6 protein-coding genes are annotated in these 25,621 nt (G+C 67.7%); 1 reads left to right on the top strand and 5 read right to left on the bottom strand.

All coding sequences use genetic code 11. The features are described 5' to 3' along the window. Positions 1–52: 52 nt before the first annotated feature. Entirely contained in the window at positions 53–18,772 is an 18,720-nt protein-coding gene (locus ABI214_RS17790; RefSeq protein WP_431357153.1) for an amino acid adenylation domain-containing protein, read from the bottom strand. Between the two features lie 138 nt (positions 18,773–18,910). Here ABI214_RS17790 and ABI214_RS17785 point away from each other — a divergent pair, with 138 nt between their 5' ends. Further along, complete coding sequence (locus ABI214_RS17785; protein ID WP_408587279.1) at positions 18,911–20,749, top strand: DUF4012 domain-containing protein; 1,839 nt, start codon at positions 18,911–18,913, stop codon at positions 20,747–20,749. A 347-nt stretch (positions 20,750–21,096) separates the two neighbouring features. Here ABI214_RS17785 and ABI214_RS17780 read toward each other — a convergent pair whose 3' ends face one another. The 4 genes from ABI214_RS17780 to ABI214_RS17765 all read right to left on the bottom strand — a co-directional run bounded on the left by ABI214_RS17780 (position 21,097) and on the right by ABI214_RS17765 (position 25,590). Further along, positions 21,097–21,912 carry a polysaccharide pyruvyl transferase family protein gene (locus ABI214_RS17780; protein ID WP_348603834.1) on the bottom strand — a complete coding sequence of 272 codons (816 nt, stop codon included), beginning with the start codon at positions 21,910–21,912 and terminating at the stop codon, positions 21,097–21,099. Between the two features lie 39 nt (positions 21,913–21,951). After that, positions 21,952–23,127, bottom strand: a complete 1,176-nt coding sequence (locus ABI214_RS17775) for an O-antigen ligase family protein (RefSeq protein ID WP_348603833.1) — start codon at positions 23,125–23,127, stop codon at positions 21,952–21,954. Positions 23,128–23,326: 199 nt separating this feature from the next. After that, positions 23,327–24,553, bottom strand: coding sequence for a glycosyltransferase (locus ABI214_RS17770; protein ID WP_348603832.1), 1,227 nt, complete (start codon positions 24,551–24,553; stop codon positions 23,327–23,329). Further along, a complete protein-coding gene (locus ABI214_RS17765) occupies positions 24,550–25,590 on the bottom strand; it encodes a polysaccharide pyruvyl transferase family protein (RefSeq protein ID WP_348603831.1) in 1,041 nt (346 codons plus the stop codon). The genes ABI214_RS17770 and ABI214_RS17765 overlap by 4 nt, the downstream gene beginning before the upstream one ends. Positions 25,591–25,621 lie beyond the last annotated feature (31 nt).

Genomic DNA, 25,621 nt, shown 5'->3' with positions numbered 1-25,621 from the left:
GATCCCCGTCTCTGTCAGTAACGATTGCAAACACCCTATGCGCGAGTCGGTCTCACGGCTCACCTTCGTTCGGTTCTTCGAGAATTCTCCCGATCGCCTGCAATGCCTCGGCCGACACCATCTCCGCGTGCGAACACGGCAAGGTCTCCTCGACGACCGCACCGGCGATGTGGCGTCGCCACAGATCCGCCAAACCGTGCCGGTCCGACTCGTCGCCCGCGACGAACAACAGGGCATCGCCGTCGAACACGGACGGTACGTGAGTACGGGCCGCTGCCTCGAGCGCCGCACCCACGTTCAGCACATGCTGCACGGTCTCCGGGTCGACACCGCTCAGGTCCTGCAGCGGCTGTTGCACTCCCGCGTCCGGCACACCGTCGGGAACGACATCGGGCGGCAGCGAGTCGAGCAGCACCAACGCAGCGACGTCGTGTCCGGCCGACCGCAACTGCACGGCCATCTCGTGAGCGACATTGCCGCCGAGGGACCACCCCAAGAGGTGGTACGGCCCGTCCGGGTGGAGGGCGGTCACGTGGTCGACGTATCGACTTGCCAACTCGGCCACAGTGTTCGGCACCGAGGTCAAGCCGGTCGCCTGCACACCGTACAACGACCGCGCCCCGATGTGCTCGGCGAGTCCGCTGTAGCACCAGGCGAGTCCGCCGACCGGATGCACGCAGAACAGTGGGGCCCCGTCCCCGACCGTGCGAAGCGGCACCAGTGTCGCCAGGGGATCTGCGGTCTCGCCCCCATCGACGACCCTTCGGGCGATGCCGGCCACCGTGTCGTCATCGGCGAGCCAGCCGACGGACGCCGCGTAACCGTGGTCGGCACGCAGTTCGCCCACGAACCGAATCGCTCCCATCGAGGTGCCTCCGAGTTCGAAGAACCCGATGTCGCGGGGCACGTCGTCGCACCCGATCACGCGCGCCATCGCATCCGCGACCGCACGTTCAACGGGCCCCCGGGGCTCTGCACCGCTCGCTGAAGCGACGTCGAGCGACGGGACCGGCAGCGCTGATCGGTCGAACTTCCCGCTCGGCGTCAACGGAATCCGATCGATGACGCGCACCGCCGCCGGCACGAGATGCCGCGGCAGCAACGTCCTGGCGTGGCGCAGCAACCGGTCCTCGTCGATCGACCGCCCGGGCCGAGGCACCACGTAGCACACGAGCGTCGGCTCTCCGGAGGGGCGCGTACCCGGCACCGTCACGGCCGTGGCCACATCGTCGACCGCGGACAGCACGGCGTCCACTTCGGTGGGCTCGACCCGGACCCCGTTGATCTGCACCTGTTCGTCGGTGCGTCCGACGTAGTCGAGGGCGCCGTCCTCCCGCTCACGTACGAGGTCACCGGTCCGATACAGCCGGGTTCCCGTTGCGCCGTGCGGGTCCGCGACGAAACGCTTTGCCGTCAGACCCGGCTGCGCGTGGTATCCGCGGGCCACACCGGGACCACCGACGTAGAGTTCGCCGATCACGCCCACCGGAACCGGGTGCAGGCGCCCGTCGAGGACCCGGGCGACGACACCGGCCAGCGGCGAACCGATCGTCACCGGACCGCGGCCGACGACCTCGCTGCAGGTGACCCCGACCGTGCACTCGGTGGGCCCGTACCCGTTGTGGAGGCGGTGATCCGCCCACGCCCGTGCCACCTCCGGGGGAAGCGGCTCGCCCGCAGCGACGACGGTCAACGTGCGGGAAAGGTCCTGCGGCTGCAGCGTTCGCAACACGCTGGGCGTCAGATTCGCATGCGTGATCGCCCGGCTCTCGATCAAATCCTGCAGATCCGTTCCGGCGTAGGCACTCCCGGTGGCGCAGACCAGCTCGCCGCCGTGCGCATGTGCGGAGAGCAACTCGAACACCGCGGCGTCGAACGTGGGCGAAGCGACCTGCAGGACGACGGATTCGTGCGTGACTCCCAGCGTCCGTGATTGGAGGTCCACGAGCGACGCCAGTCCCGAGTGGGTCACGGCCACGCCCTTCGGACGGCCCGTCGTCCCCGAGGTGAAGAGGAGGTAAGCGAGATCCGCTCCCGGGCGGCCCCGGTCGGCGGCAGCGCCGAGTGCGTCCGCGAGAAGTCGACGGCGGCGCTCCTCCGGTTGCTGCGGATCGATCGGGACCCAGGCGGCACCGATCCGCGTCAGCGCCCACGCGTCGAGCACCCAGTTCGGCCCGCGCACCGCGTCGACGGGCACGACGTCACCGAGACCGACTCCCCTGCTGCGGAATCCGGCCGCCCTGCGCTCTGCCTCCGCGTCGAGTTCCGCGTACGTCCATTGCTGTGCTCCGGCACGCAGCGCCACACGGTCCGGGTGGCGGCGCACGGACTTCGTGAGGATCTGCGACAGGGTTCTGGGCTCCGGCGCCGGCAGCGCCGGGTGATCGGGGTGCTGTGCGGCAACCCGCAAGTCCCCGACCGGAATCGAGGGGTCGGCACACACCTGATCGAGCAGATCGATCCACACGGACAGGAGTCGTTCGACGGTCTTCGTCTCGAAGAGATCCACGGCGTGGATCACGCGAACCTCGACACCGGTTCCGTCGGGGTGCTCGGCGACGTCCCAGGCCAGGTCGAACTGCGCTGGTGGCACGCCGTCGCCGTGTTCGGAGACCTCGATGCCTGACAGGCCGAGCGGTGTCGGCGCCCCTAGGGTGTGCGCGAGCAGGATCTGGAAGACGGGATGATGCGCAGGATTCCGCTCCGGGGCGACCCGGGCCACCACGTCGTCGAACGGGATGTCCGAGTTCGCGAACGCACCCAGATCGATGTCGCGGACCCGCCGGAGGAGATCGGTGAATCCCTCCGCCGGGTCGACCGGTGTTCGGAGGGCGACCGTGCCCACGAACATCCCGACCAGATCCCGCAGGCGGGTGTCGGGACGCCCGTCGACGACGCTCCCGACGGTGACGTCGTTCCGGCCGCTGAATCGTGCCAGCAGAACCGCCAGGACGGCGTGCAGGACCATGAACGTCGAGACGCCTTGGCCGCGGGCGAGTTCGAGCAGGGCCACGTGGACTTCCGGGCCGATGCGCGTCCCCACGACGCCGCCTCGGTGCGTCGGCCGCGCGGGACGCGGCCGATCCGCCGGCAGGTCCAGCGGGCCGGTCGGCATACCCGCCAGCACGTCGGACCAGTAGTCGAGTTGCCGGCCGCCGACGCTCGACGGGTCGTCCAGGTTGCCCAGCAACGCGGTCTGCCAGGACGCGAAGTCACCGTAGTGCAGCGGCATCGACGCGAACTGCGGGGCGGCGGCGCGCGAGCGGGCCTCGTAGGCGAGTTCGAGATCGCGGAGCAGCGGGGCCACGGATCCACCGTCGAAGGCGATGTGGTGGGCGACCACGGCGAGTGTCCACGTCGAGTCCGCCGTACGGAACAGCCCGACCCGGAACGGCGGTCGGGTGACGACGTCGAACGGCCGGCCGACGAGCTCGCGGACCCGCACACCGACGGCACTCTCCGCGGACGGTTCGGCCTCGACGTGCAGTTCGAATTCACCAGCATCCACGACCCGCTGGCGCTCGCTGTCGGGGTGGACGGTTCGCAGTGGTCGATGACGCTCGACCACGTCCGTCAGCGCTGTGACCAAGGCGTCCGCGTCCAGGTTCCCGTGCAGCTTCGACACGAACGGCACGTTGTAGGCAGTCGATCCCGGATCGGCGACCTGCATCAGCCACAGTCGACGCTGCGCGGGGGCCATCGGGCTCGGCGTCGGCGTGCCGCCGAGCAGCGACGGACGGGGATCGAACTCCTCGTCGAGTCTGCTCGCGAGGGCCGCGAGCGTCGGAGCTTCCAGGACGGTACGAGAAGGGACGTCCCGCCGAAGCACCGCCGCGAGGCGTGCCGCGACCTCGACGGCCGCGAGAGAGTGCCCGCCGACGGCGAAGAAGCCCGCGTCGACGTCGACATCGTGCCCGAGCACCTCCTGCACCGCTCCCACGACAACCTCCTCGGATGTCGTGAGCGGGCGCGCGGATTCGATCGTCGCGAACTCGTCCGCGAGGTCCGTGAGGCGGGTCGCATCGACCTTGCCGTTCGCTGTGGTCGGGATGCGATCGACGACGTGCACACGTGTCGGGACCAGCGCGGCGGGCAGTTCCCTTCCGACCTGTGCCCACACGTCGGCGGACGAGATGTCGGTGCCGCTCACGAAGCCGACCAGGGCGCCGCCGCGCACGATCACGGCGGCCTGCCGTACCGACCGGCAGCGGAGCAGCACGGTCTCCACCTGTCCTGGTTCGACCCGCATCCCACGGATCTTCAACTGACGGTCGGCACGGCCCAGGAAGGTCATACGTCCGTCCGGCAGCACCTGCACTCGGTCGCCCGTGCGATACATCCGTCCGGTGTCGTGCAGTCCGGCAACGAAGTGGGTGGCGGTCTGCGCCGCAGCCCCCAGGTACCCACGGGCGAGCCCCTCACCGGCCAGGTACAGCTCGCCGACACCGCCGACCGGCACCGGACGCAGATGCCGGTCGAGGACGACGACGGTCGTGCCCGCGATCGGGGACCCGATGCCACCACGACCGTCCACCTCACCAACCGTGGCGACGACGGTGGATTCGGTGGGCCCGTACGCGTCGAGCATCACTCGCCCCGTGCGCCAGGTGTCGGCGAGTTCGGCGGGCAGGCTCTCCCCACCGCTGGCGACCACCCGGAGGTCGGGGAGCCCGTCCGGGGTCAGGGTCGACAGCACCGCCGGGGTCGACAGGAAGTGCGTGACCTTCGCGTCCAGCAGCAGACTGCGCAGAGCCGGTCCGGCGAAGACGTCGTCCGGCGCGATCACGAGCGTCGCCCCCGAGGTGTGCGCCAGCAGGACCTCGAGCATCGCCGCGTCGAAGGCCGGGTTGTAGCCGTGCAGCACACGATCGCCCGGCCCGACGCGGTACCGGCGGCGCGCCTCTGCCGCGAGCGCGGCGAGGCCGCGATGCGTCACGCCCACCGACTTCGGTTCACCCGTCGAGCCCGACGTCGCGATGACGTAGGCGAGGGAGTCGACCGACGACACCGGGCCGTCGGATGCCGCGGCGGCCGTCACAGCGCCGAAGGCATGGCCAGATTTCGCCGCAGCCCAGAGCTTTTCGATACGTTCGAGCGAGCGTGTGGCACCGATGTCCGCGATGGGCACGACATCCCCACCACGCCGGCCGGACGAGCGTCGCGCCTGTTCGTCGGATCGTTCGTCGAGCTGTCGGTAGGTCAGTTGCCGTTCCCCGTCGACGACCGCGACCCGATCGGGATGCGCGGCCACGGTCGCACGGAACAGGTCGGCAAGCAGCTCCGGTCGCGGCGGCCGGCCGCCGTCCACCGGTCCGGTCGTCGTCAGGGGCAGGTCCTGCACCCGCATGTCGGCGTCGACGACCGCCAGGGCCGTCGCGAAGTGGTCGGCCAGCGTACGAGCCACGGCCGAGTCGACGCGCGACTCGTCGAACGTCAGGACCGCGCCGTAGCCGCCGTCCGCGGTGCGGGCGAAAGTGAACCCGAACTCGAAATCGGCGGCACTGGAGCCCAGCTCGCGTGCGCCGACTTCGAGCTCCCCGATGCGGACCGTGGGTGGGGTGAAGTCCTGGAACGCGAGCGCCACCTGCGGTGTCGAGGCCCCCACCGCCCGCAGCACGTCCTCGAACGGCACGCCCGATCGGTCGAGCGCCGCGACGTCGAAGTCGCGTACCTGGGCGAGGAGTCCACCCATTGTCATCGCCGACGTCAACCGCGAACGCAGGACGAGGGTCTCGACGAACAGGCCTACCACCGCCGCCGTCTGCTGGTGTCGACGAGTCGAGACGACGGCCGCGATCCCCACGTCCGGATGGTCGGTGAGCCGTGCGAGCACCCCCGCCAGCACCGCGTGGAGCACCATGAACTCGGTGGCGTGGAACCGCGCGCCCAGCTGTTCGAGCCGTCGCACGACCCCGGGGTCCACATCGAACTCGATCGTCGCCCCGGATGCGGGGCCGGGCACAGGCACCCGTCCGGTCGGCAGAACCGCCGGATCGAAGCCGGCCAGGCTGGTGCGCCACTGGTCGAGCAGCGCGTCGGTGCCGCGCTCGCGCTCCCACAGCACGTAGTCGGCGTACTGCAGGGGCAGCGGGTCCCAGGACGGTGCCGTGCCGCTCAGCCGCGCCTCGTAGGCGGTCACGAGATCGCGGAACAGGACCGCAATCGAACCACCGTCCACGACCAGATGATCGAGGATCAGATCGAGAATGTGATCGCCATCGCCCTTGGTGTTCAACGACATCCGCACCGCACCGTTCCCGGAGGCGGTGTCGCCGACCACCGCGTACGGCCCGTCTGCGTCGGTCTCGACCTTGGTGCGCAGCGCCTCGTGTCGATCGACGACGTCGCCGCACGCCGCCCACAACGCATCGGCGTCGAGCGGTCCCCGAAACTCGATCCGGACCGATGGCCGGAAGGCCGAGTCCCCTCGTGCACGACGCAACGCCCACATCCGGTTCTGGCTGCGACTCAGAGGGATTCGTGCCGGACGCGACCGGGCGACGGGCCCCGGGTCCGTACCGGGCAACGTCTCGTCCGACATCCTCCGTGCCAGGCCCGCGACGGTCGGCTCGGCGAACAACAGTCGCAGCGGTACATCTCGGCCGGCCAACTCGCGGAGCCGCGCAACCGCCGCTGTCGCGAGTAGCGAGTCGCCACCGGCAGCGAAGAAGTCGTCGAACCGGCCGACCGGATGCCCGAGAAGGTCGGAGAACACGCGGGCCACGAGTTCCTCGGACGGATCCGCGGTGGGAACCGACGCGTCGAAGGACGGATCGGGCAGCCGCCCGAGATCGACCTTGCCGTTGACGGTCAGCGGGATCGACTCGACCGCGACGACGGCCGCCGGCACCATGTACCGCGGGAGGCGCTCGACCAGAACGCGGTGCAGCGCCGTCACGTCGGCATCGGCGGGAGCGACATACGAGACCAACACTGCCTTGCCGGCATCACCGTCACGCATCACGGTAACCGCGTGCGTGACGTCCGGATCAGCGACGAGGATCGCGTCGAGTTCGGCCGGTTCGACCCTCACCCCCCGGATCTTGACCTGATCGTCGTTGCGGCCGCGGAACTCGAGGACTGGACGCTCGTCGCCGTCGACGACCCACCGGGCGAGATCACCCGTTCGGTACCACCGGCGGCCGCCCTCCCCCGCGACGAATCGCTCTGCGGTGCGGGTGGGATCGCCCATGTACCCCGTGGCGACGCGGTCCCCCGCGAGATACAACTCCCCCGTCACGCCGGGCGGCACCGGGCACAGCCGAGAGTCCAGGACGACGACCTCGATCCCTCGTGCCGGAGAGCCGATCACCGCGCGCGTCGCGGGCGTCAATGGACCGGCGTACGTCGCGAAGGCGGTGGCTTCGGCCGGTCCGTAGCCGTTGAACAGTCGCCTCCCGGGTGCCCACGTGCCGACCAGTTCCGGTGATACGGGTTCGCCGCCGAGCATCAGGGTGCCGAGCCACGGAAGTTCTCGTGGTTCGAGTGTGGCCAGCACCGACGGCGTCAGGCAGGCGTGGGTGACCTGCTCGCGCTCGAGCACGTCCGTCAGTTGCGCACCGGCATAGGAGTCGGCGTCTGCGACGACCAGGGTCGCCCCGGATGCTCCCGCGACGACGACCTCGAGCAGTGCCATGTCGAAGCCCGACGACGCCACATGCAGCATGCGCGAGGCCGGATCCGCGCCGAACACATCGACGAGGTCGGCGGCCAGCGCACCGAGTCCACGGACGGTGAGCACCACTCCCTTGGGCCGTCCGGTCGTGCCGGATGTGAATACGACGTAGGCGGGATGGTCCGGCAGAGCTTCGGGTTCGACTATGTCACCGGGCGCGCCCGCGGCGACGTCGAGCCACGAGACGGTCTCAGGCAGATGCGCACTGCGAGCCGCAGATGTGATGCCGATACGCGCCCCGGACACCGCCAGCATGTGTTCGACGCGTCTGGTGGGGTTGACGGGATCGATCATCACCGGGGCACCGCCGGTTCGAGCGATCGCCCAGACCGCGACAACCGATTCGACGGATCGCTCCAGCACGCAGGCCACCGGTACGCCCGGCCGCGCACCGCGCGCACACAGAACGGCAGCCAGCGACTCGGCCCTGCGCACCAGCTCCCGGTAGGTCAGGGTCTCCGCGCCCGCGATCGCGACACCGTCGCGGTTGGCCGCGGCGCCACGCGCCAGCAACTGCCACAGGGATTCCGGAACGGATCGACCGCCACGGGCCGGTACCAACTCGACGCGCTCGGCGTCGGTCAGCAGGTCGATGTCGCCGACGGTACCGGAGTGTCCGCCGGCCACCGCGTCCAGGAAAGCGACCATCCGCTGCGCGAACGCCGCGACGGTGTCGTGTTCGTAGACGTCTCGGTCGTACGTGAATTCGAACTCGAACGATTCAGTCTGCTCCGTCACCGTGAGTTGCAGGTCGTACTGCACGGTCTCGGCGGGACGGGGTGAGATGGACACCGTGAGTCCGCGCATCTCCATCCGCGTTCGGGCCGGCCGGCGCATGGACAACGCCACCTGGAACAACGGATGAGACAGGGCATCCCGGGTGGGAAGGATCTCGTCGACGATCGTCTCGAAGGGTGTATCGGCGTGCGTGAATGCCGCGACGTCGCGCCGACGGACGTCGTCGAGCAATTCCGTGACCGATGCCGCGGGATCGACACGGGTGCGCAGCACGACCGTCGATGCGAACATTCCGACCGTGGCGTCCAGCGCGGGATCTCCGCGTCCGGCCACCGCCGTCCCGACCACGATGTCGGCGCGATCGGTGTGGCGGGCCAGGACCGCCGCCAGCGCGGCGTGCACGAGCATGAAGGTGGTGATGCGATGGCGCCGTGCGGTTTCGGTGAACGCCTCGGCCTGTTCGGCGCCTACGGTCAGTCGCACGGTTGCGGCGCGTCCCGGCGTCGACGAGGTGCGTGGGCGGTCGTGCGGCAGGGTGCACTGCTCGTCGATCCCGGCGAGCGCCTCGCGCCAGTGCACCAGGTCGCCGTCGGCCGTTTCGGCGCGCCAGCGCGCGTAGTCGATGTACTCGATCGCCGGGGGTGGCAGTTCTGCCGGCTCGGCGGATACCCGACAACCGTAGGCGTGCAGGAGATCTCGGAGCAGCGGCGTCAGCGACCACTCGTCGACCGCGATGTGGTGGACGACCAAGGCGAGGTGATGGCGGTCCGTCGCGGTCCGGTACAGGCGGGTCCGGATCGGAGGCTCCGAGTCCAGGCGCAACGGCACCGCCGCCAGCTGGCGGACGAACTCGTCGACCGCGTCCTCGGGTACGTCGACGATCTCCAGATCGAGCTCCGGGGTGTCGATGACGACCTGCGTCGGATCGTCACCCGGGTACACCGTCCGCAGCACTCGGTGCCGGGCCACCACGTCGTGCAGGGCGGCGTGGAGAGCTGTCACGTCCAAGGCCCCGTCGAACCTCAGGGCGAAGGCGAGATTCATTGCGGTCGAGTCGGGATCGAGCCGCTGCAGGAACCACAACCGGCGCTGGGCCGGGGAGAGCGGCCCCCGCGCGCTCGCCGGGATCGATGCGGTGGGCCCGGCGATCGGCGCCGGCGCCCCGGCGCGCTGTTCCAGGAGGCGTGCGAGTTCGTTCACGGACGGGTTCTCGAACACGTCGCGCACGTCGATCGGAACTCCGCTGACCGCGCGCAGCCGGCCGGCGAGCTGAGTGGCGAGCAGCGAGTTGCCGCCGATGTCGAAGAAGTCGTCGTCGGCTCCGACGCGATCGGTCGCGAGCAGATCCCGGCAGACGGCGACCACGAGGTCCTCGAGCGGATTCCGCGGCGACGTGGTCGAGACACCCTGTACCCGCATGGGTTCCGTGAGGGCTGCGACGTCGAGCTTTCCGTTGGGGGTCATCGGGAGCTCGGGTACGGGCACGACGGCCGTCGGCACCATGTAGTCCGGCAGCAATCGGCGCAGCGCCCGGATGACGGCACGTTCATCGACGTCCCCACGGGAGGTGACGAACGCGGTCAGGCCACCGTCGCGGACCAGGACGGCGGCATCGGTGACGGGTGCGATTCGACGCAAGGCGCCGCGTATCTCACCCGGCTCGACCCGATGTCCCCGGATCTGCAACTGTGCATCGGCCCGTCCGCGATACTCGAGACGGCCGTCATTGCGGATCCTCGCGAAATCACCGGTGCGGTAGCGAATCGTTCCGTCCGCCGCCGCGACGAACCGGGCGGCAGTGAGCCCGGGACGGTGCAGGTAACCACGCGCGACCTGCGCCCCGCCGAGGTAGATCTCACCGATCGCTCCCTGCGGGACCGGACGCAGATACTCGTCCAGCAGTTCGATCCCGATGCCCGGGAGTACGGCACCGATCACGCTGTGCTCGGGCGCATCCGGCCCCACGTCAGTCCACGTCGCGTGGACGGTCGACTCGGTGATGCCGAACATGTTGACAGCACGGACCTTCGGGTTCAGCTCGAGCCAGTCGCGGATCGGCTCCACGGCCAGCGGCTCACCACCGAAGATCAGCAGTCGCACCGACAAGTCGTCCGGGTCACCCGGAACCGCCGCCAGTTGAGTGAACGCCGTCGGGGTCTGGTTCACGACCGTGACCCCTTCACCAACCAGCAACTCCCGCAGCTCGTGCGGGCTGCGTGCGACCATCGGGTCGACGATCACCACACGACCGCCGGTAGCGAGTGGACCCCACACTTCCCAGACCGAGAAGTCGAACGCCGGCGAGTGGAACATCGTCCACACGTCGTCCGGGCCGAAGGCGAAGCCCGCGCTGGTGTTGGTCAGCAACGCGAGAGCCGCCGCATGCGGCACCGCAACGCCCTTGGGGGTTCCGGTCGAGCCGCTCGTGAAGATCACGTAGGCGACCTGATCCGATCGAATCGGCGCGTCGACGACGCCGACACGATCGCTGTCCCGGCAGGTACCGATCGATTCGATGCGCAGCGTGGGGAACTCGGTACCGACCGCTCCCTCGGTGAGCACGAGGCAGGGTCGAGACTCCGTCAGAATCTCGGCCAGTCGCTGGTGTGGTTGGGTGACGTCGAGCGGCAGATAGGCGGCGCCCATCCGGACCGCCGCCACCATGGCCGCAATCAGGTCCACCGATCGTGGCAACGCAAGTGCCACCAGATCCCCGCACCCGACACCGGCGTCCGTCATCGCCACCGCCAGAGCCCGCGATCGATCGTCGAGTTCGCGGTAGGTCACGCGGCGCGCGCCCCAGACGAGCGCCGTCGCCTCGGGGCACTCACGGGCGCGCTGAACGAACAGTTCCCCGAGCGAGGTCGCCGCCGTCGTGATCGCGCCTGCGCGGGCGTCGAGGACGCTCGCCGGCTCGAGATCGATCGCGCCGAGAATCGCATTCGGATCGTCGGCCACGACCTCGAGGATCCGCAGCAGCCACGACGCCCACCGAGTGACCGTCGAACGGTCGAACAGTCCGCGCGAGTATGTGAGCATGCCGTCGAGTCCGGCCGTCTCGCCCATCTCGGGCTCACGTTCTCGGAACGTCACCTCGAGGTCGAACCGGGACCGGCCGCTGTGCAGTTCGCGGGTCCGCGCTTCCAGGCCCGGGAGCGTGAACGTCGTGGGCACGAAGTTCTCGTAGGCGAGCATGACCTGGAACAGCGGATGATGCGCTCCGGAGCGCTCGGGCACGAGATTCGCGACGACCTCGTCGAACGGCAGCTCGGCGTGTGCGAAGGCGTGGATGTCGTTGTGTCGCACCCGGGCGAGCAGATCGACGAAGGACCGCCGGGGGTCGACATCGCAGCGCAATGCGACCGTCCCGACGAACATCCCGGCGAGTTCGTCGAGTGCCGGCTCGGTGCGGCCGGACACCGGCGTGCCGATCGTCACGTCGGATGACCCGGAGAGTTTGTGGAGCAACACCACGAGTGCGGCGTGCAGCACCATGAAGGTCGTCGCGTCGTACTCGCGCGCCACCTTGTCCAGTGCGGAGTGCAGCTCGACGGGGATCGCGAACTCGGTGGTGCCCGATGTGTCGTCGGCACCGCGGCGGCTTCGATCGGCCGGCAACGCAACCCGGGCCGGCGCGGGATCGAGCACGGACCGCCAGTAGGCGAGGTCGCTGTAGGCGCGGCTGCCGGGGACGGCCGGATCCCCGAGAGCGGCACGATGCCAGCGCGCGTAGTCGACGAACTGGACGTCGAGCGGAGTCCAAATCGGAGCCGCACCAGCGCGGCGGGCACGGTAGGCCTCCACGAAATCCCGGGTGAGGGGCACCGTCGACAGCCCGTCCAGGGCGATGTGGTGCGCGACCACGGCCAGCGTGTGCAGGTCCGGTCCCGATCGGTGGAGCGCGAGCCGGATCGGCGCCTCGTGTGCGAGATCGAACCCCACCGTCGCAAGCGCCGCGAGCGCCGCCTCCAGCCGGCCCGCATCGTCGCAGTCGACGATCGGCACCTCGGGTGGCGTCGACCGCACCACCTGCACCGGCGCCTCACCGTCCTCGACGAAGACGGTCCGGAGGATGGCGTGCCGTTCGGCCACGTCTTGCAGCGCCGCGACGCAGGCAGCGACATCCAAAGATCCCCGAAGTTCCACCGCGAACGCGATGTTGTCTCCGGCGGATCGATCGACACAGTTCAGCAGCCACATCCGCTGTTGCGCCGGCGAGAGTGGCACCGGGTCGTCGGACGCCACCGCGATGAGCGCCGGTCGACAGTCACGGTCACGCCCGTCGATCGCGCGTGCGAGCGCGTCCACCGTCGAATGCTCGAACACGTCCCGGACGTCGACTCGGGTACCGAGCGCGCTCTGGATGCGCGACACCAGTTTCGTTGCCAGCAGCGAGTTTCCGCCGAGCGCGAAGAAGTCCGAGTCGCGCCCGATCGTGTCCAGCGAGAGCACGTCCGCGACGAGTCGCCCCACGATCTCTTCGATGTGGGTACGGAAAGCGGCACCCGTGACCGGGCCACCGCTCCAATTGGGCAAGGCCGATCGGTCGATCTTGCCGCCGACAGTCAGTGGGAGGTGGTCGAGCGCGTGGACCACGGCCGGAACCATGTGGCGCGGCAACCGTTCCGCCACATACCCTCGCAGGAAATCGGTTTCGAATCGGTCCGGTCCGTACACGTACGCGACCAATACGTCGTCCTGGACGGCAGCGATCGCGGTGTGCACCGCCGGGTGAGAGGCGAGCGCACCCTCGATCTCCCCCAATTCCACACGGATCCCACGGATCTGCACCTGGTTGTCTGCACGCCCGACGAACTCGTACTGCCCGTCGGGCCGGCGCCGCACGAGATCACCGGTCCGGTACATCCGCCCCGGACCGAGGATCGACGCGACGAAGCGCGCTGCCGTCAGCCCCGGCGCACCGAGGTATCCCCGGGCCAGGCCGGGACCCGCGAGATACAGCTCGCCGACCGTCCCCTCCGGAACCGGGCGGAGGCCGCCGTCCAGCACAACCGCCGACATGCCGTCCACGAGTCTGCCGATCGGCACGGTCCGATCCGCCGAGACCGGTTCGCTGATCATCGCCACGACCGACGCCTCGGTGGGCCCATAGAGATTCAACAGCGTTCGTCCCGCCGCCCACCGTGCGGCGATCTCGGTGGACCAGGCCTCACCGCCGAGACCGACCACACGCAGATCGTCCAGATCGTCCGGCGCAAACTGGGCGGGAATCGCCGGCGTCGAGAACCAGTGCGTGATCCGCCCTTCCCGAAGGAGGTCGGAAAGCTCTGCTCCGCCGTACATCTCCGGGGGAAGCACGACCATCGTGGCGCCGGTCCCGAGCCCGAGCAGGTACTCGAGGATCGAGGCGTCGAACGCCGGTGAGGCGCTCACCAGGATCCGCGCATCGGGCCCGACATCGAAGGCCCGGCGCACGGCAGCGGCCAGCGCGGCGAGCCCACGATGGGTGACGACGACGCCCTTCGGCGCGCCCGTGGACCCGGACGTGTAGATCACGTACGCCGGGCTGTCCGGATGGACCGACCACACGGGCGGGGCCGGAACTGTCTCTTCCGCAACGGGATCGACTCGAATTGCTCCGGTAGGAAGATCGGTGTCCGCCGCGGCGACGACGTAGCGTGCGCCGACGTCGGCGATGATCGCGGCGATCCGGGCTGCCGGCTGCGACGGGTCGAGCGGAACGAATGCGGCACCGACCCGGGCAATCGCGGCCGACGCGACGATCGACTGGACCGACCGTGGGAGGAGCACGGCGACGAACTCGTCCGGAACGACGCCCAGGAGGGAGAGCCTGGCGGCCAGCGCGGCGACAGCCGGAGCGATGTCGACGGCAGTGCCGGCAGCGTCCTCGATCCACATCGGGCCCGCGAGGATCCCGGACAGGGTTGCGACCACCGGCGCTGTCGGTCCGTGGTCGACCGTTCCGAGGCCGAGGATGTCGGCGAGGGTTGCGGTGGGTTCGGCGACCGCGCGGGCGAGTCCGTCGCAGACCAGGGATGCCCACGATCGCACGGTGTCCTCGAACAGGACCCCCTCGTCGAATCGGAACTCGAGCCCGATCTCCCCACGGTCACTCTCCCGCGCCACGATCTCGAGATCGAACCGGGCGTCGCGGGTCCGCAACTCCCGCGCCCGGACTCGGAGGCCGGGTAGATCGATCCGGGGGTCGGTGAAGCCCTCGAACGAGAACATCACCTGTATCGGAATCCGCCCGCCGATGGCGTCGGCGACCTCGTCGAACGGGGTGTCGCTGTGCGCGAAGGCCTCGACGTCGGCGGTGCGGACGGCGGCCACCAGATCGGTGAAGGACCCGTCGAGGTCGACCGGTGCGCGGAGCGCGATCGTTCCGACGAACATTCCGACCAGTGGATCGAGGTCCGGATGACGGCGGCCCGCGTCGACGGTGCCGACGACCGTGTCGCCGGATCCCGTCACGGCGGATGTGACGGCCGCGACCACCGCGTGCAGGACCATGAACGCGGTGACGCCGTGCGCACTCGCGAGTCGGCGAACGGCTGCGGACAGATCCCCGTCGAGCGAGCGGACGACACGGCCGACGCCGCCCGACGCGTCGAATCGCACTCGATCCAGCGGGAGCCGCGGCACCTCCTCGACACCGTCGAGTGCCGTGCGCCAGTACTCGACATCGCGGTCCCGCACGCCCGAGTCCAGCACTGTGGAGTGCCACCGCGCATAGTCCTCGTAGCGGATCCGAAGCGGCGCCCAGGACGAGGATGTTCCCGCGTGCCGCGCCGAGTACGCGTCGGCGAGTCCCGACACGAGCGGGGCGAAGGACAGGCCGTCGAGTGCGATGTGATGGGCCACGACCACGAGCTCGTGCCGATCGTCGGCGAGTCGATGGATGCGGAATCGGATCGGCACCTCGGTGTCGAGCGCGAACGGGCGGGACGCGAACTCCTCCGCCAGGCGCTGCGATTCCTCGGCAGTCGCACACTCGACGACCCGAAATGATGCGATCGCCTCGGACGCGGGAAGTACGTGCTGATGGACTCCGTCGATGGACGGTGCCAGGACGCTGCGGAGCGTGCCGTGACGTTCGACGATGTCGCCGAGCGCCGCGTGCAGCGCGCCGACGGACAGATCACCATCGAGCTCGATCACGAAGGGCACGTGATAGGCCGTGCTCTCCGGATCCGACTGTGCGTGAAGCCACAGCCGCCGCTGCGCCGGGGCGAGCAGAGCCGGACCCTCGGCGGACCGTTCCAGGGCGGGCAGCTCGGACCGCCCCACCGCGAGCGCGGCCAGACGTGCGACGGTCCGGTGCTCGAAGACGTCCTTGACCGTGATCCTGCGCCCGGTGGCCGCGGAGACGTGCGCAGCGAGCTGCGACGCTGCGAGTGAATCGCCGCCGAGTGCGAAGAAGTCTGCGGACGCAGATACCTCGTGTGTGCCCAACAACCGAGCGACGGTGTCGGCGATGAGGGTCTCGAGCTGTCCGTGCACGGGGCGTCCGGGAACGTCGTCCCCTCGGGCAATCTCGATCGCCGACAGGGCGGAGCGGTCGATCTTTCCGCCGGGGGTGAGCAGAAATGTCTCGAGCACCACGATGCGATCCGGCACCATATGACGGGGCAGCCGCTCGACGGCCCACCGCCACAGCGTCTCCCGGTCGACACCTGTTCCCGTGACGAACGCGACGATCCGACCGCCACTGAGGATCGCCGCCGCGACGGCGACCTCCGGGTGCTCGGCGAGGACGGTCTCGATGTCCCCCAACTCGATTCGGACTCCCCGCACCTGCACCTGGTTGTCGATGCGGCCGACGAACTCGAGTTGACCGTCGAGGCGCCGGCGCACAAGGTCGCCGGTACGGTACATCCGGCCCGGACCGAACACCGACGCGACGAACCGTTCGGCGGTGGAGCCCGGGTCGCCTCCGTACCCGCGCGCGAGCGACGGTCCACCGACATAGAGTTCGCCGACGGCTCCCTTCGGGACGATCCGCAGTCGGCCGTCCAGGACCGCGAGCGTCGTGCCGTCGACGGGCCTTCCGATGGGCACCGACCGTTCACCCTCGAGCGTCCGAGCCTCGATCGGATCACTCACCGCTGCAAGGACGGTCGTCTCCGTCGGACCGTAGGCGTTGAGCATGGTCCGCCCGGGCATCCAGCGTTGCGCGACGGCGACGGGGAGCACTTCGCCCCCCGCGTCGAGCACGCGCAGGGAGGGAAGTTCCACGGCCGGCGTAGCAGCGAGCACGGCCGGCGCAGACACGACGTGGGTGACCGCCTCGACCCGCAGCAGGCGGGCCAACGCATCGCCACCGATCTCGTTCTCGTGCGCGACGATCAGCGTCGCGCCCGCGTCGGCCGCGAGCAGGATCTCCTGGATCGACGCGTCGAACGCCGGCGACGACATGTGCAGCACCCGCTCGGCCGAGGCGGCGGCATAGCGGGCGCGCAGCGTCGAGACGAGGCCGGCGACACCACGGTGGGTCACGACCACGGGCTTGGGTCGACCGGTCGAGCCCGACGTGTGGATCACCCAGGCCGCATTGTCAGGACGAAGCGGGCGCGGGCGGTCCGCATCATCGATCGGGGTGGATTCCCAACCGTCGGTGACGAGATCGACTCGTTCCGTCCCACTGGGTAGTTCGACCTCGCGTCCGGCAATCACCAACGTGAGGCCGACGAGGTGTTGGGCCAGCCTGCGCGGCGGAAGATCCGGGTCGACCGGTACGAAGGCGGCACCGGTCTTGGCCACGGCCCACATCGCGAGAACCGAGTCGACCGACCGCGGGAGCACCACCCCGACACCGACTTCGGGGCCGGCCCCGTGGGCAATCAGTTTGCGTGCGATCGCGGACGAGCGCGCATCCAATTCGGTGTAGGTGATCTCGACCTCACCGGAGCGCACCGCGACTCCCCCACTGGCCACCCTTCGAGTGAGGGCGTCCGGGAGGAGCAGCGCGCCGGATGCGATCGTCGTCGACGATCGAACGATGTCGTCCGGGCGATCCAGATCGACGTCGCCTACACGCCGGCGCATGTCGGACACGAAATCGGAGAGGAAGTCGAGGAACCGCCGATGGTGTCGCCCCAGCGACTCCTCCGAGTACCGCGACGGATTGGCTTCGAAGTCGACGCGTGTCGCCCCGTCTTCGCCCGCCGGATAGATCGTCACCGACAGGTCGTCGATCGGTCCAGTCGACAGGATGTGCAACTCCGCATCGACGTCACCGAACGACCAGCGGAGCGGGAACTGCATGATGTTGACGACCGGACCGAAGACGCCGCCGACACCGGACTGAATCTCGCCGACTTCGAGACCGCGAAGCATCTCGTCGTAACGGAACCGCTGATGCCGCAAGGCTCCGGTGAGTTCCACCTGGACATCACGGATCAGGTCACCGACGGATTGTTCGTGGGCAATCCGGAGTCGGATCGGCACGACGTTCGACACCGATCCGGCGGAGCGGCGCAGCACCGCTGTCGTCCGGGCGGAGACCGGCAGACTCAACGAAACCTCGTCGACTCCTGTGTACCGAGCCAGGTACACGGCGAAGGCCGCCAGGATCGCGGGCACCTCGGGCAGGGACGAGTCGGCGAGCGACTCGGTCGTAGCGTCCGAGAGTGCATCGAGCGAGCGGAGCGCCGGCGATGCGACGGGGCCGACACGGTCCCCGAGGGACACCCCGCGGGGGAGCCTTGCCGTCTTGCCGAGCCAGTACGCACGGTCCTTGTCCGCTCGCGCACTCGTCTCGTACGCCTCGACGATCCGGCCGATCTCCTCGATCGATGCCGTGCGATTCGGCGGAGGTTCCTTGCCCGCCACCGCAGCCCGGTAGAGCTCCGCTATGCGGGCGGTCAGGACCTGCGCCGCGTAGCCGTCCATCACAACGTGGTGCGCGAAGCAGTGAAGGAAATGATGGTCGTCGGAGAGGCGGATCAACGTCATCTCCGCCAGTCGATCGGAGAACGGGTCGATCGGTCGGGAAGTACGCTGCGTCATCCAATCGATCGCAGCCGACGTCGGATCGTCAGCGCCGCTGAGGTCAAGGAAATGCGGAGCATCGTCGATGTCCGGGACTTCCGACTGATGGGGCTCACCGGCGATATCCACGAGAATCGTGGTCCCCGAGCCGATATCGCGCGCCGCGCGATCGCACGCCGAGAGCATCAGCTCGGCGTCGAGAGGACCTTGGAGATCCAGATACTGGGCGACCGTCAGGGCAATATCGGGAGCCAATTGCTGCGCGAACAGGAGCGCTCGCTGCGCACGCGAAAGGGGGAACGGACGCAATCCGCACCCCCTTGCCTTCGACAGGTGTCCCGACAACTCCGAGTGAAGCTGACCCTGAGGTCCACTGGAGCCCACCCGAACCAACCTGCATGGAACGGGCAGGAATAACTTACTGTGCGACTGAACGATTCACCAGTTGAACGCTCGACCAATCAAGATTCGCGTTAGCCTGCCAGAACACGACGACAGAAGGGGGTCTCCGGCGTGGAGCAGATCGAAACGGAACCGGCGTCGCCCACCGGCGAGGACGAATCGACGCCAGTTCGCCGCACCCGCCGCCGCAGAAGCTCACAACCTGCAGCTCAGCGCCGGAAGCGGCGACGCCGCATCACAATAGGGGTTGCCGCCGCATCGACGGCCGCCGTGGCCTGGGCCTGCTACACCGCCTACGAAGCCGCTCAGGTCAAGTTGAATCTTGAACGAGCAGCAAACCATTCGCTGCAAGCGAAAGACTCACTACTGGCGGGTAACTCGGATGCCGCGGCGCTCGCGGCAAGTGACGCCGACCGCTATGCCGACCGCGCCCGCGAGAAGACCGACTCACTCAACTGGCGTTTCGCTGCCACACTCCCTGGTGTAGGCGATCCGTTCCGCACGACCCGCCAGATCGCGACCGTCGTCCACGGGCTCACGTCCGAGGTCCTCCCCTCGGCCGTGAGAACGGGATCCGCGATCGCACCCGACCAGTTGATCCTGGACGGCGCGCGGATCAACCTGCAGGCCCTGCGGGACGCAGCCCCGACGATCGCGGACACCGCCTCCGCGGCACAGGCATTGGCAACGCGGGCTGCCGCAGTGGACGGTTCGTTCCTCGGCCCCGTCGATGATGCACGCATACAGCTCGAGCAGCAGACGTCGGAGCTGTCGGGGATGCTCGGCAACATATCGACCGCCGCTGAGATCGCGCCGGCAATGCTCGGCGCGGACGGACCCCGGACCTACTTCATCGGGTTCCAGACCAACGCGGAGGCACGCGGAACCGGGGGGTTGCTCGGCGGTTTCGGTGAACTGCGTGCCGTCGACGGGGCCGTTCGCGTGGACGAGCTCGCCAGCAACAGGGAACTGAGACTGACTGGGCTCGACCCGATCGATCTCGGTCCCGATTTCGACAAGCACTACGGACAGAGCCGGCCGACAACCGATTTCCGCAACAGCAACGTCAGTTCACACTTCCCCTACGCAGCACAGATCTGGCGGTCGATGTGGAATCAGGAATCGGGCACACCAGTGGACGGGGTCATCGCGACCGACCCCGTCGCGCTGAGCTACGTGCTGAAGGTGGTCGGCCCGGTCACGATGCCGGACGGCGAGAAGATCACCGCAGACAACGTCGTCGAACTCACCGAGTCGACGGCCTACTCCCGCTTCGGAACCGACAACGCCGCCCGCAAGCACTATCTCCAGACCGTCGCTGCCAAGGTGGTCGAGAAGATGACAGGCAAGATCTCCCACCCGCAGGCGCTGCTGGAGGCGCTCGGCAAGGCTGCCGGCGAGGGCCGGATCGCGGTCTGGAGCTCGCGGCCCGACGAGCAGTCCGTCCTGGCCGGCACCCCGCTGGGACACACCGTTCCGGACGATGACGCCCCGTACGCCGGGGTCGTGGTGAACAACCTCGGTGGCAACAAGCTCGACTACTACCTGCGCCGCGAGATCGAGTACACGGCCGACTCATGTGCGGGAGACACCCGCGCCACCACCGTGAAGGTGCGTCTGACCAACACCCTTCCGCCCGGTGACTACACCAACTACGTTGCCGGAATGTTCGACAACCCGATGGGCGCCCCTGTCGGGACCAACCTCACCAATCTGTCACTCATCTCGACGCGCGCCGCGAAACTCGACAAGGTCACCGTCGACGGGAAGCCCGGCTTCGCGTTCACAGGGGCCGAACTCGGGCACCCCGTCTTCGATCTCCAGCTCCCGATCCCGCAGGGCAAGACCGTCGAGGTCGTCTACCAACTCACCGAACCCACGTCGTCGGGCGATCCGGTGGTGCCGATCCAGCCACTGGTGGATGAGCCCGCCGTAACGGTCGACGTCCCTGTGTGCTGAGCCTCACGAGCAATCGGCCCGAGCGAGGGGGAACTCGCTCGGGCCGATCGTTTCGTTGGGCTGTCAGCCGACCAGTATCGATTCACTGACCGACTCGCAAGCCCTTTCGGTGGCGACTCTCCCTGGGCGCCACCGGGCTTCGTTCTCGCGGTACCACCCGAGCGTTGCTTCCCGTCCCGAGCGGAAGTCCTCGTGCCATCCGAGCGAGGAGTGGCCCTCGAAACCGTTGAGACAGTGCGCGAGCTTCAAACCGTGGTAGTCGCTTTCGATGTGCCGACGCAGTTTCGCGAGCCGGACAGGATCTTCGATCGCCGGGACCGCGACCCCTCAGCGGACCTGGCAAGGTCTTACCAGAGATTCCGATTCGGTTCTGTCAACGACCACAGATCCCATGGAAAGGCCCGTACGAGTTCGTCGGGCGACCACCCCGGCAACTCCTCCCCTCCCATCGCGAGTGCCTCATCGACATCGGAGGCCATCTTGAAGCTCGCTCGCCCGGTGCCGCGGTAATAGTCCTCGTACTTGAACGGCGGCTCGTGGGCCGACCGGATCAACCGGCTACCGATCCCGAACGAATCCGCGAGCACCACAGCATGCAGCGAGCTTCCGACAACGAAGTCGCTCGTCGCGATCCTCGCGATCGTCTGCGATAGCGGACTGCACGGATGCCAGAAGCCCGGATGATCCTTGTATCGATCGACGTCGTGCAGGTTCGGGATAACAGTGAGGGCTCTACGCTTCATCGTTCCGTCGAATGACTCGCGCGGCCAGAGCCACCCGACGAGCAGGCCAGGGTCCCCATAGACATCTGGGACGTCTATTCCTCTGTCTCTCAGGAACTGCGCGGTAAGTGGACCACGCACAGCTCGGACATCGAGGTTCGAGAACTCGTGTGGAAGCGCCGTACTCTTTCCGTTGACACCCGTACCCCACACGACGTCGCCATCTCGTGCCATGCGCATGATGGATCCGACCGCAACCAATCTGCCTTCGGAGGAGGCCTTTTCGTAGTCCAAACCTCTACGGCGAAGCATCTCACGAACGATCGGTGGACCCAGCAGGTCACCGAAGTTGTTGACCGGCGGATATTTCGGAAGCAGCCAACCCAGCGGACCGCGAATTCGCGGCTTCCGCGGGTTCCAGTGGACAATGTCGACGGCCACTAGCATTCCTTCCTGTGAGCCATTGTGTCTCGGTCTGATTCATCGATCACCCACACCGACATCCTCCGTATCGCGGGACAGAGCCGCGTCCAAAGCGAGTACGACTCCGAAGAGAACCCAGACGCCGATCGGTAGTCCCCGATTGGTGAACAGTGGGACGGTGAACGATGCCAGTAACGTCGAAACGAGAAGTCCCAACATGGGCAGCTTCCATCGACCGTTCTGCTTGGTGGAACCACGCGCGACCAGAATCAGAGCAGCCAACAGCGTGACGGCCAACAGGGCCGTCACGACAATCCCGGATGAAATCGCGCCGCCGAACCACTGGGATTCAGCCGATCCCCAGGCAAGCTGGCGCGGACGGTCCGCACTGTTGTAGACGTTGGTTCCCCATCCACTCCACGGGCGCTCACGAATCACCGGAATCGTTTGTTCGGTCCAGATCTTCCATCGGTAGGCGATCGTGTTCGGAACCCATGCGGGCACATATTCCGAGCGGTATGCAGTCTGCTGTTCGACCCGCTCCGACAAGTAGCTGCCGAATTGGAAGTACACGACACCAATCAGTCCCAACACGGCGGCTATGCGTCCCGCTCGGACTCCTACCACGACGAGCGTCATGATCACCACGGCGAGGGCCGTGAGAACGACGGTGATCGTCAGCGACGAGACTGCGCCGAAGACCGCGGCGACAAGCGAGATCATCACGACCGGAGGAGGACGAAGTCCTCGCCTCTTGCAGAGGAGCAGTGCGGTACAAGCGGCGGCGAGCGCGGTGCAGAAGTAGAAACCTGATCCCGTCCAGTGTCCGACCAACCCGGTGGCGCGGATCAAGCGCCCGTCCGCCAGCCGTGCCTCCAATCCCGGACCGGGCGCAACGCGGAGCACCGCCGCGGAGAAGGCCGGTGAACCGAGCTGGAGAACCGCCACGACAGCGGCGGGTACGGCCGGCAAAGCGAATCCGATCAGGAGCCTCCGGGCGGTCTCGACACTGCAGACTGCCGTACGCGCCGCGTAGAACCCGATCAGGAAGAACAGCGGGCTGAGCGCCGCGACCAGATCGAGGCGAAATCCCAGCTCGATCGAATTCGAGTACTCGACAAGGACATACGCGCACGCATACAGGACGACCGCGACGTCGAGCGAAGTGATCTTCACTCTCCGAAGGACCGTACCGGGCGTGGAGGCGAGTGCTAGAGCCAGAGCGCCGCACACGAGGATGTGCCACGGGCGAATCCCGAAGGCAGGGATGAACGACACGACACCCGGAACGGCCGCGGCGAGTCCGAGCAGCACACCCACCGTTGCTGCTACGCCCTGGGACGATCGATGACGCACAGAACCGTTCATCTCGGCCTCTTCGACCCGCGGCGGCGCACTGACAGTCAACTTGGACAGCCCCCTCGACCTGTGCTCACATGCCCGCTCGGCGGAGGACTCCTGCCGCCCTACTGCGCCAGGAGTGCGCGGCCAGCACCGCAGATCGACTGGCCTCGATCTCTTCTCCGGAGCGCGGAGGCTCCACGAGCATCGCCTGCAGTTGTTCCGAGAATTGCGTCGCGTCTTCGAACATCCGGACGTCTGCCCCGGAGGACGCGAGCGCGCGCGCATCATTCGAGTCCGTGCACAGAATGCTGAGTCCGAGCGCAGCGTACTCGTACAGCTTCAACGGGCTGTGGTACATCGAATCGCTCGACGACTTCTGATGGCTCGCGATCCCGATATCCCATCCGGCCATGAGCTCGAAGGCGTCCTCCTGCGCCATCCGCCCCCGCAGGCGCACAACATCTGTCAGGCCCTGCTCGTCGACCAGCGCGCGCAACGAAGCGAGCTCGGCTCCGTCGCCGATGACCTCGAAGGCAAGCGCGACATCACTCTTCCGTGAAACCTCGGCGACCTCCTCGATGATCCGATCGAGGCCGTGCCATTTCACGACTGACCCGACGAAGCCGGCCACCCGAACCGTATGGGGTTTCCGCTCGTAGCGAAGAAGCTGATCGGGTACACCGTTCGGAACGACCATGATCTTGTCCGGATCGAGCGAGGCGAACGCTACGAGTTCGTCCTTCAGCGGGGCACTGACGGCGACCACCAGGTCGGCTCGGCGAAGCACCCTGCGCTCGAGGTACGCAGCCAAGCGCTCGGACTTCAGGACATTGCGGTCGCGCGCAGTCTCACGCGAGAGGATTCCATTCGCCTCCACGACACGGAATGCACGGTTCTTCCAGAAATGAAAGCTCGACATAGACTGCAGAACGGCCAGTCGCTCGTAGATCATCGCCGGTTTCGGGGACGCCACCGATCGTACGAAGACGTTCAACCCGCACCACAGTGCGGCGACAAGGCGAACGACGTCCGCGAGCCAGACTCGCGCATTGCTGATGTCCACGTAGTCGGTCTGCTTGATCGAGGCGAACCGTCCCATGAAGGGGAAGGACGATGCCAGGAAGAGCTTCGACTGCACCCCGTTCTGATCCAGGCCGCGAAGGAAATTCACAATGTGTGTGCGCGGACCGGGCGTATCTGTGGAGCTGTCGAGAGAGATACGGAACCCACCCACCAGATAGTCCACCCGCTGGTTCGCCGGCACGTCATCCGACGCCGAATCTGTCCGAGCTCTGCATGCCACCGCTTCGTTCATTTCACACCCACAATCATGTCCATCGCGTCAACTCGGTCTCGTGCGAATCGGCTCGCTGCTTCCACGCTTCGCCGATCGTCGAGGATTCTCATGCCTTGTTGCGTAATCTCCGCGGAAGTCCAATCGGAGACGTCCCAGCTAACGGTCTCGAATCCCGCTGCGCGGAAGTGACGCCCGATCTTGCTGTCCTCGTGCTCCATAAGACCGAGCGGTATCGCGCCTTCGGTGAGCGCCATGATCAGGACATGCAGTCGGTCGCTGACCACCGCCTCAGACTCGCGATACACGTTTCGCAGCCGCTGTTCCTGCGCGTGATGTGATTCGCCGGTCCAGTCGACAACACTGCACTGCAACCGTTCTGAAATGGCGCGGGCCCTGAGCGAGTCTCGTCGAACCTGGACCACCACAATCGGCTCCAAGCCCTTCGCCTCGCTAATCTGCTCCATCGCGGCGAACCACTCGTCACTCGGCTCCGGGCTGTCGGATCGAAGCGACATCGCCAGCCAGCGCCGTGGAAGGTCCGCGGACTCGCTCAACTCCGAGCCCTCGTCGAAGGCCCAGTCCGGCGCCACCGTGCCCATGCCGAACCGATCGCGCGATTCGCTGTCGCGCCAGACATTTTCCTTGGAGAGCCACACCGTGACGAGGATCGGGAACTTCCACATCGATTCGTACTCGTGGACGCCTACACCCAGGCGGACGCAACGCCTACCCCGCAGATGGGAAACCAGCATCATCGGGATCAGGATGGCATGCATGATCCCCTGTCGCCTAGTACAACGGATCTCACCGGGATTGAACGCGAAGAGCCATTCCCTGCGCAGACTCGCGAGCAGCGCAACCATCACGAACTGGATGAAGTTCCTGTAGACGACATCGTCACGTCGGAGCGAAAGCCCTTCGACGAATCCGGGCGTCGCCCGACCGACGTAGACATGGCAGGCACGCCCCGTGTCCTGGACCGCTCGCAGCATCCGCCGACGGAGGATGACATCACCGATGTTGTCGTCCTGGCCTGCACACCAATAGAAGATCACTTCAGCACACCTCTCGTACGGTTCGAGACCA

The organism is Prescottella soli, from assembly GCF_040024445.1.
GTDB classification, from domain to species: domain Bacteria; phylum Actinomycetota; class Actinomycetes; order Mycobacteriales; family Mycobacteriaceae; genus Prescottella; species Prescottella soli.
The sequence above is the reverse complement of the archived record's forward strand: the minus strand, read 5'-3'. Positions and strand labels throughout refer to the sequence as shown.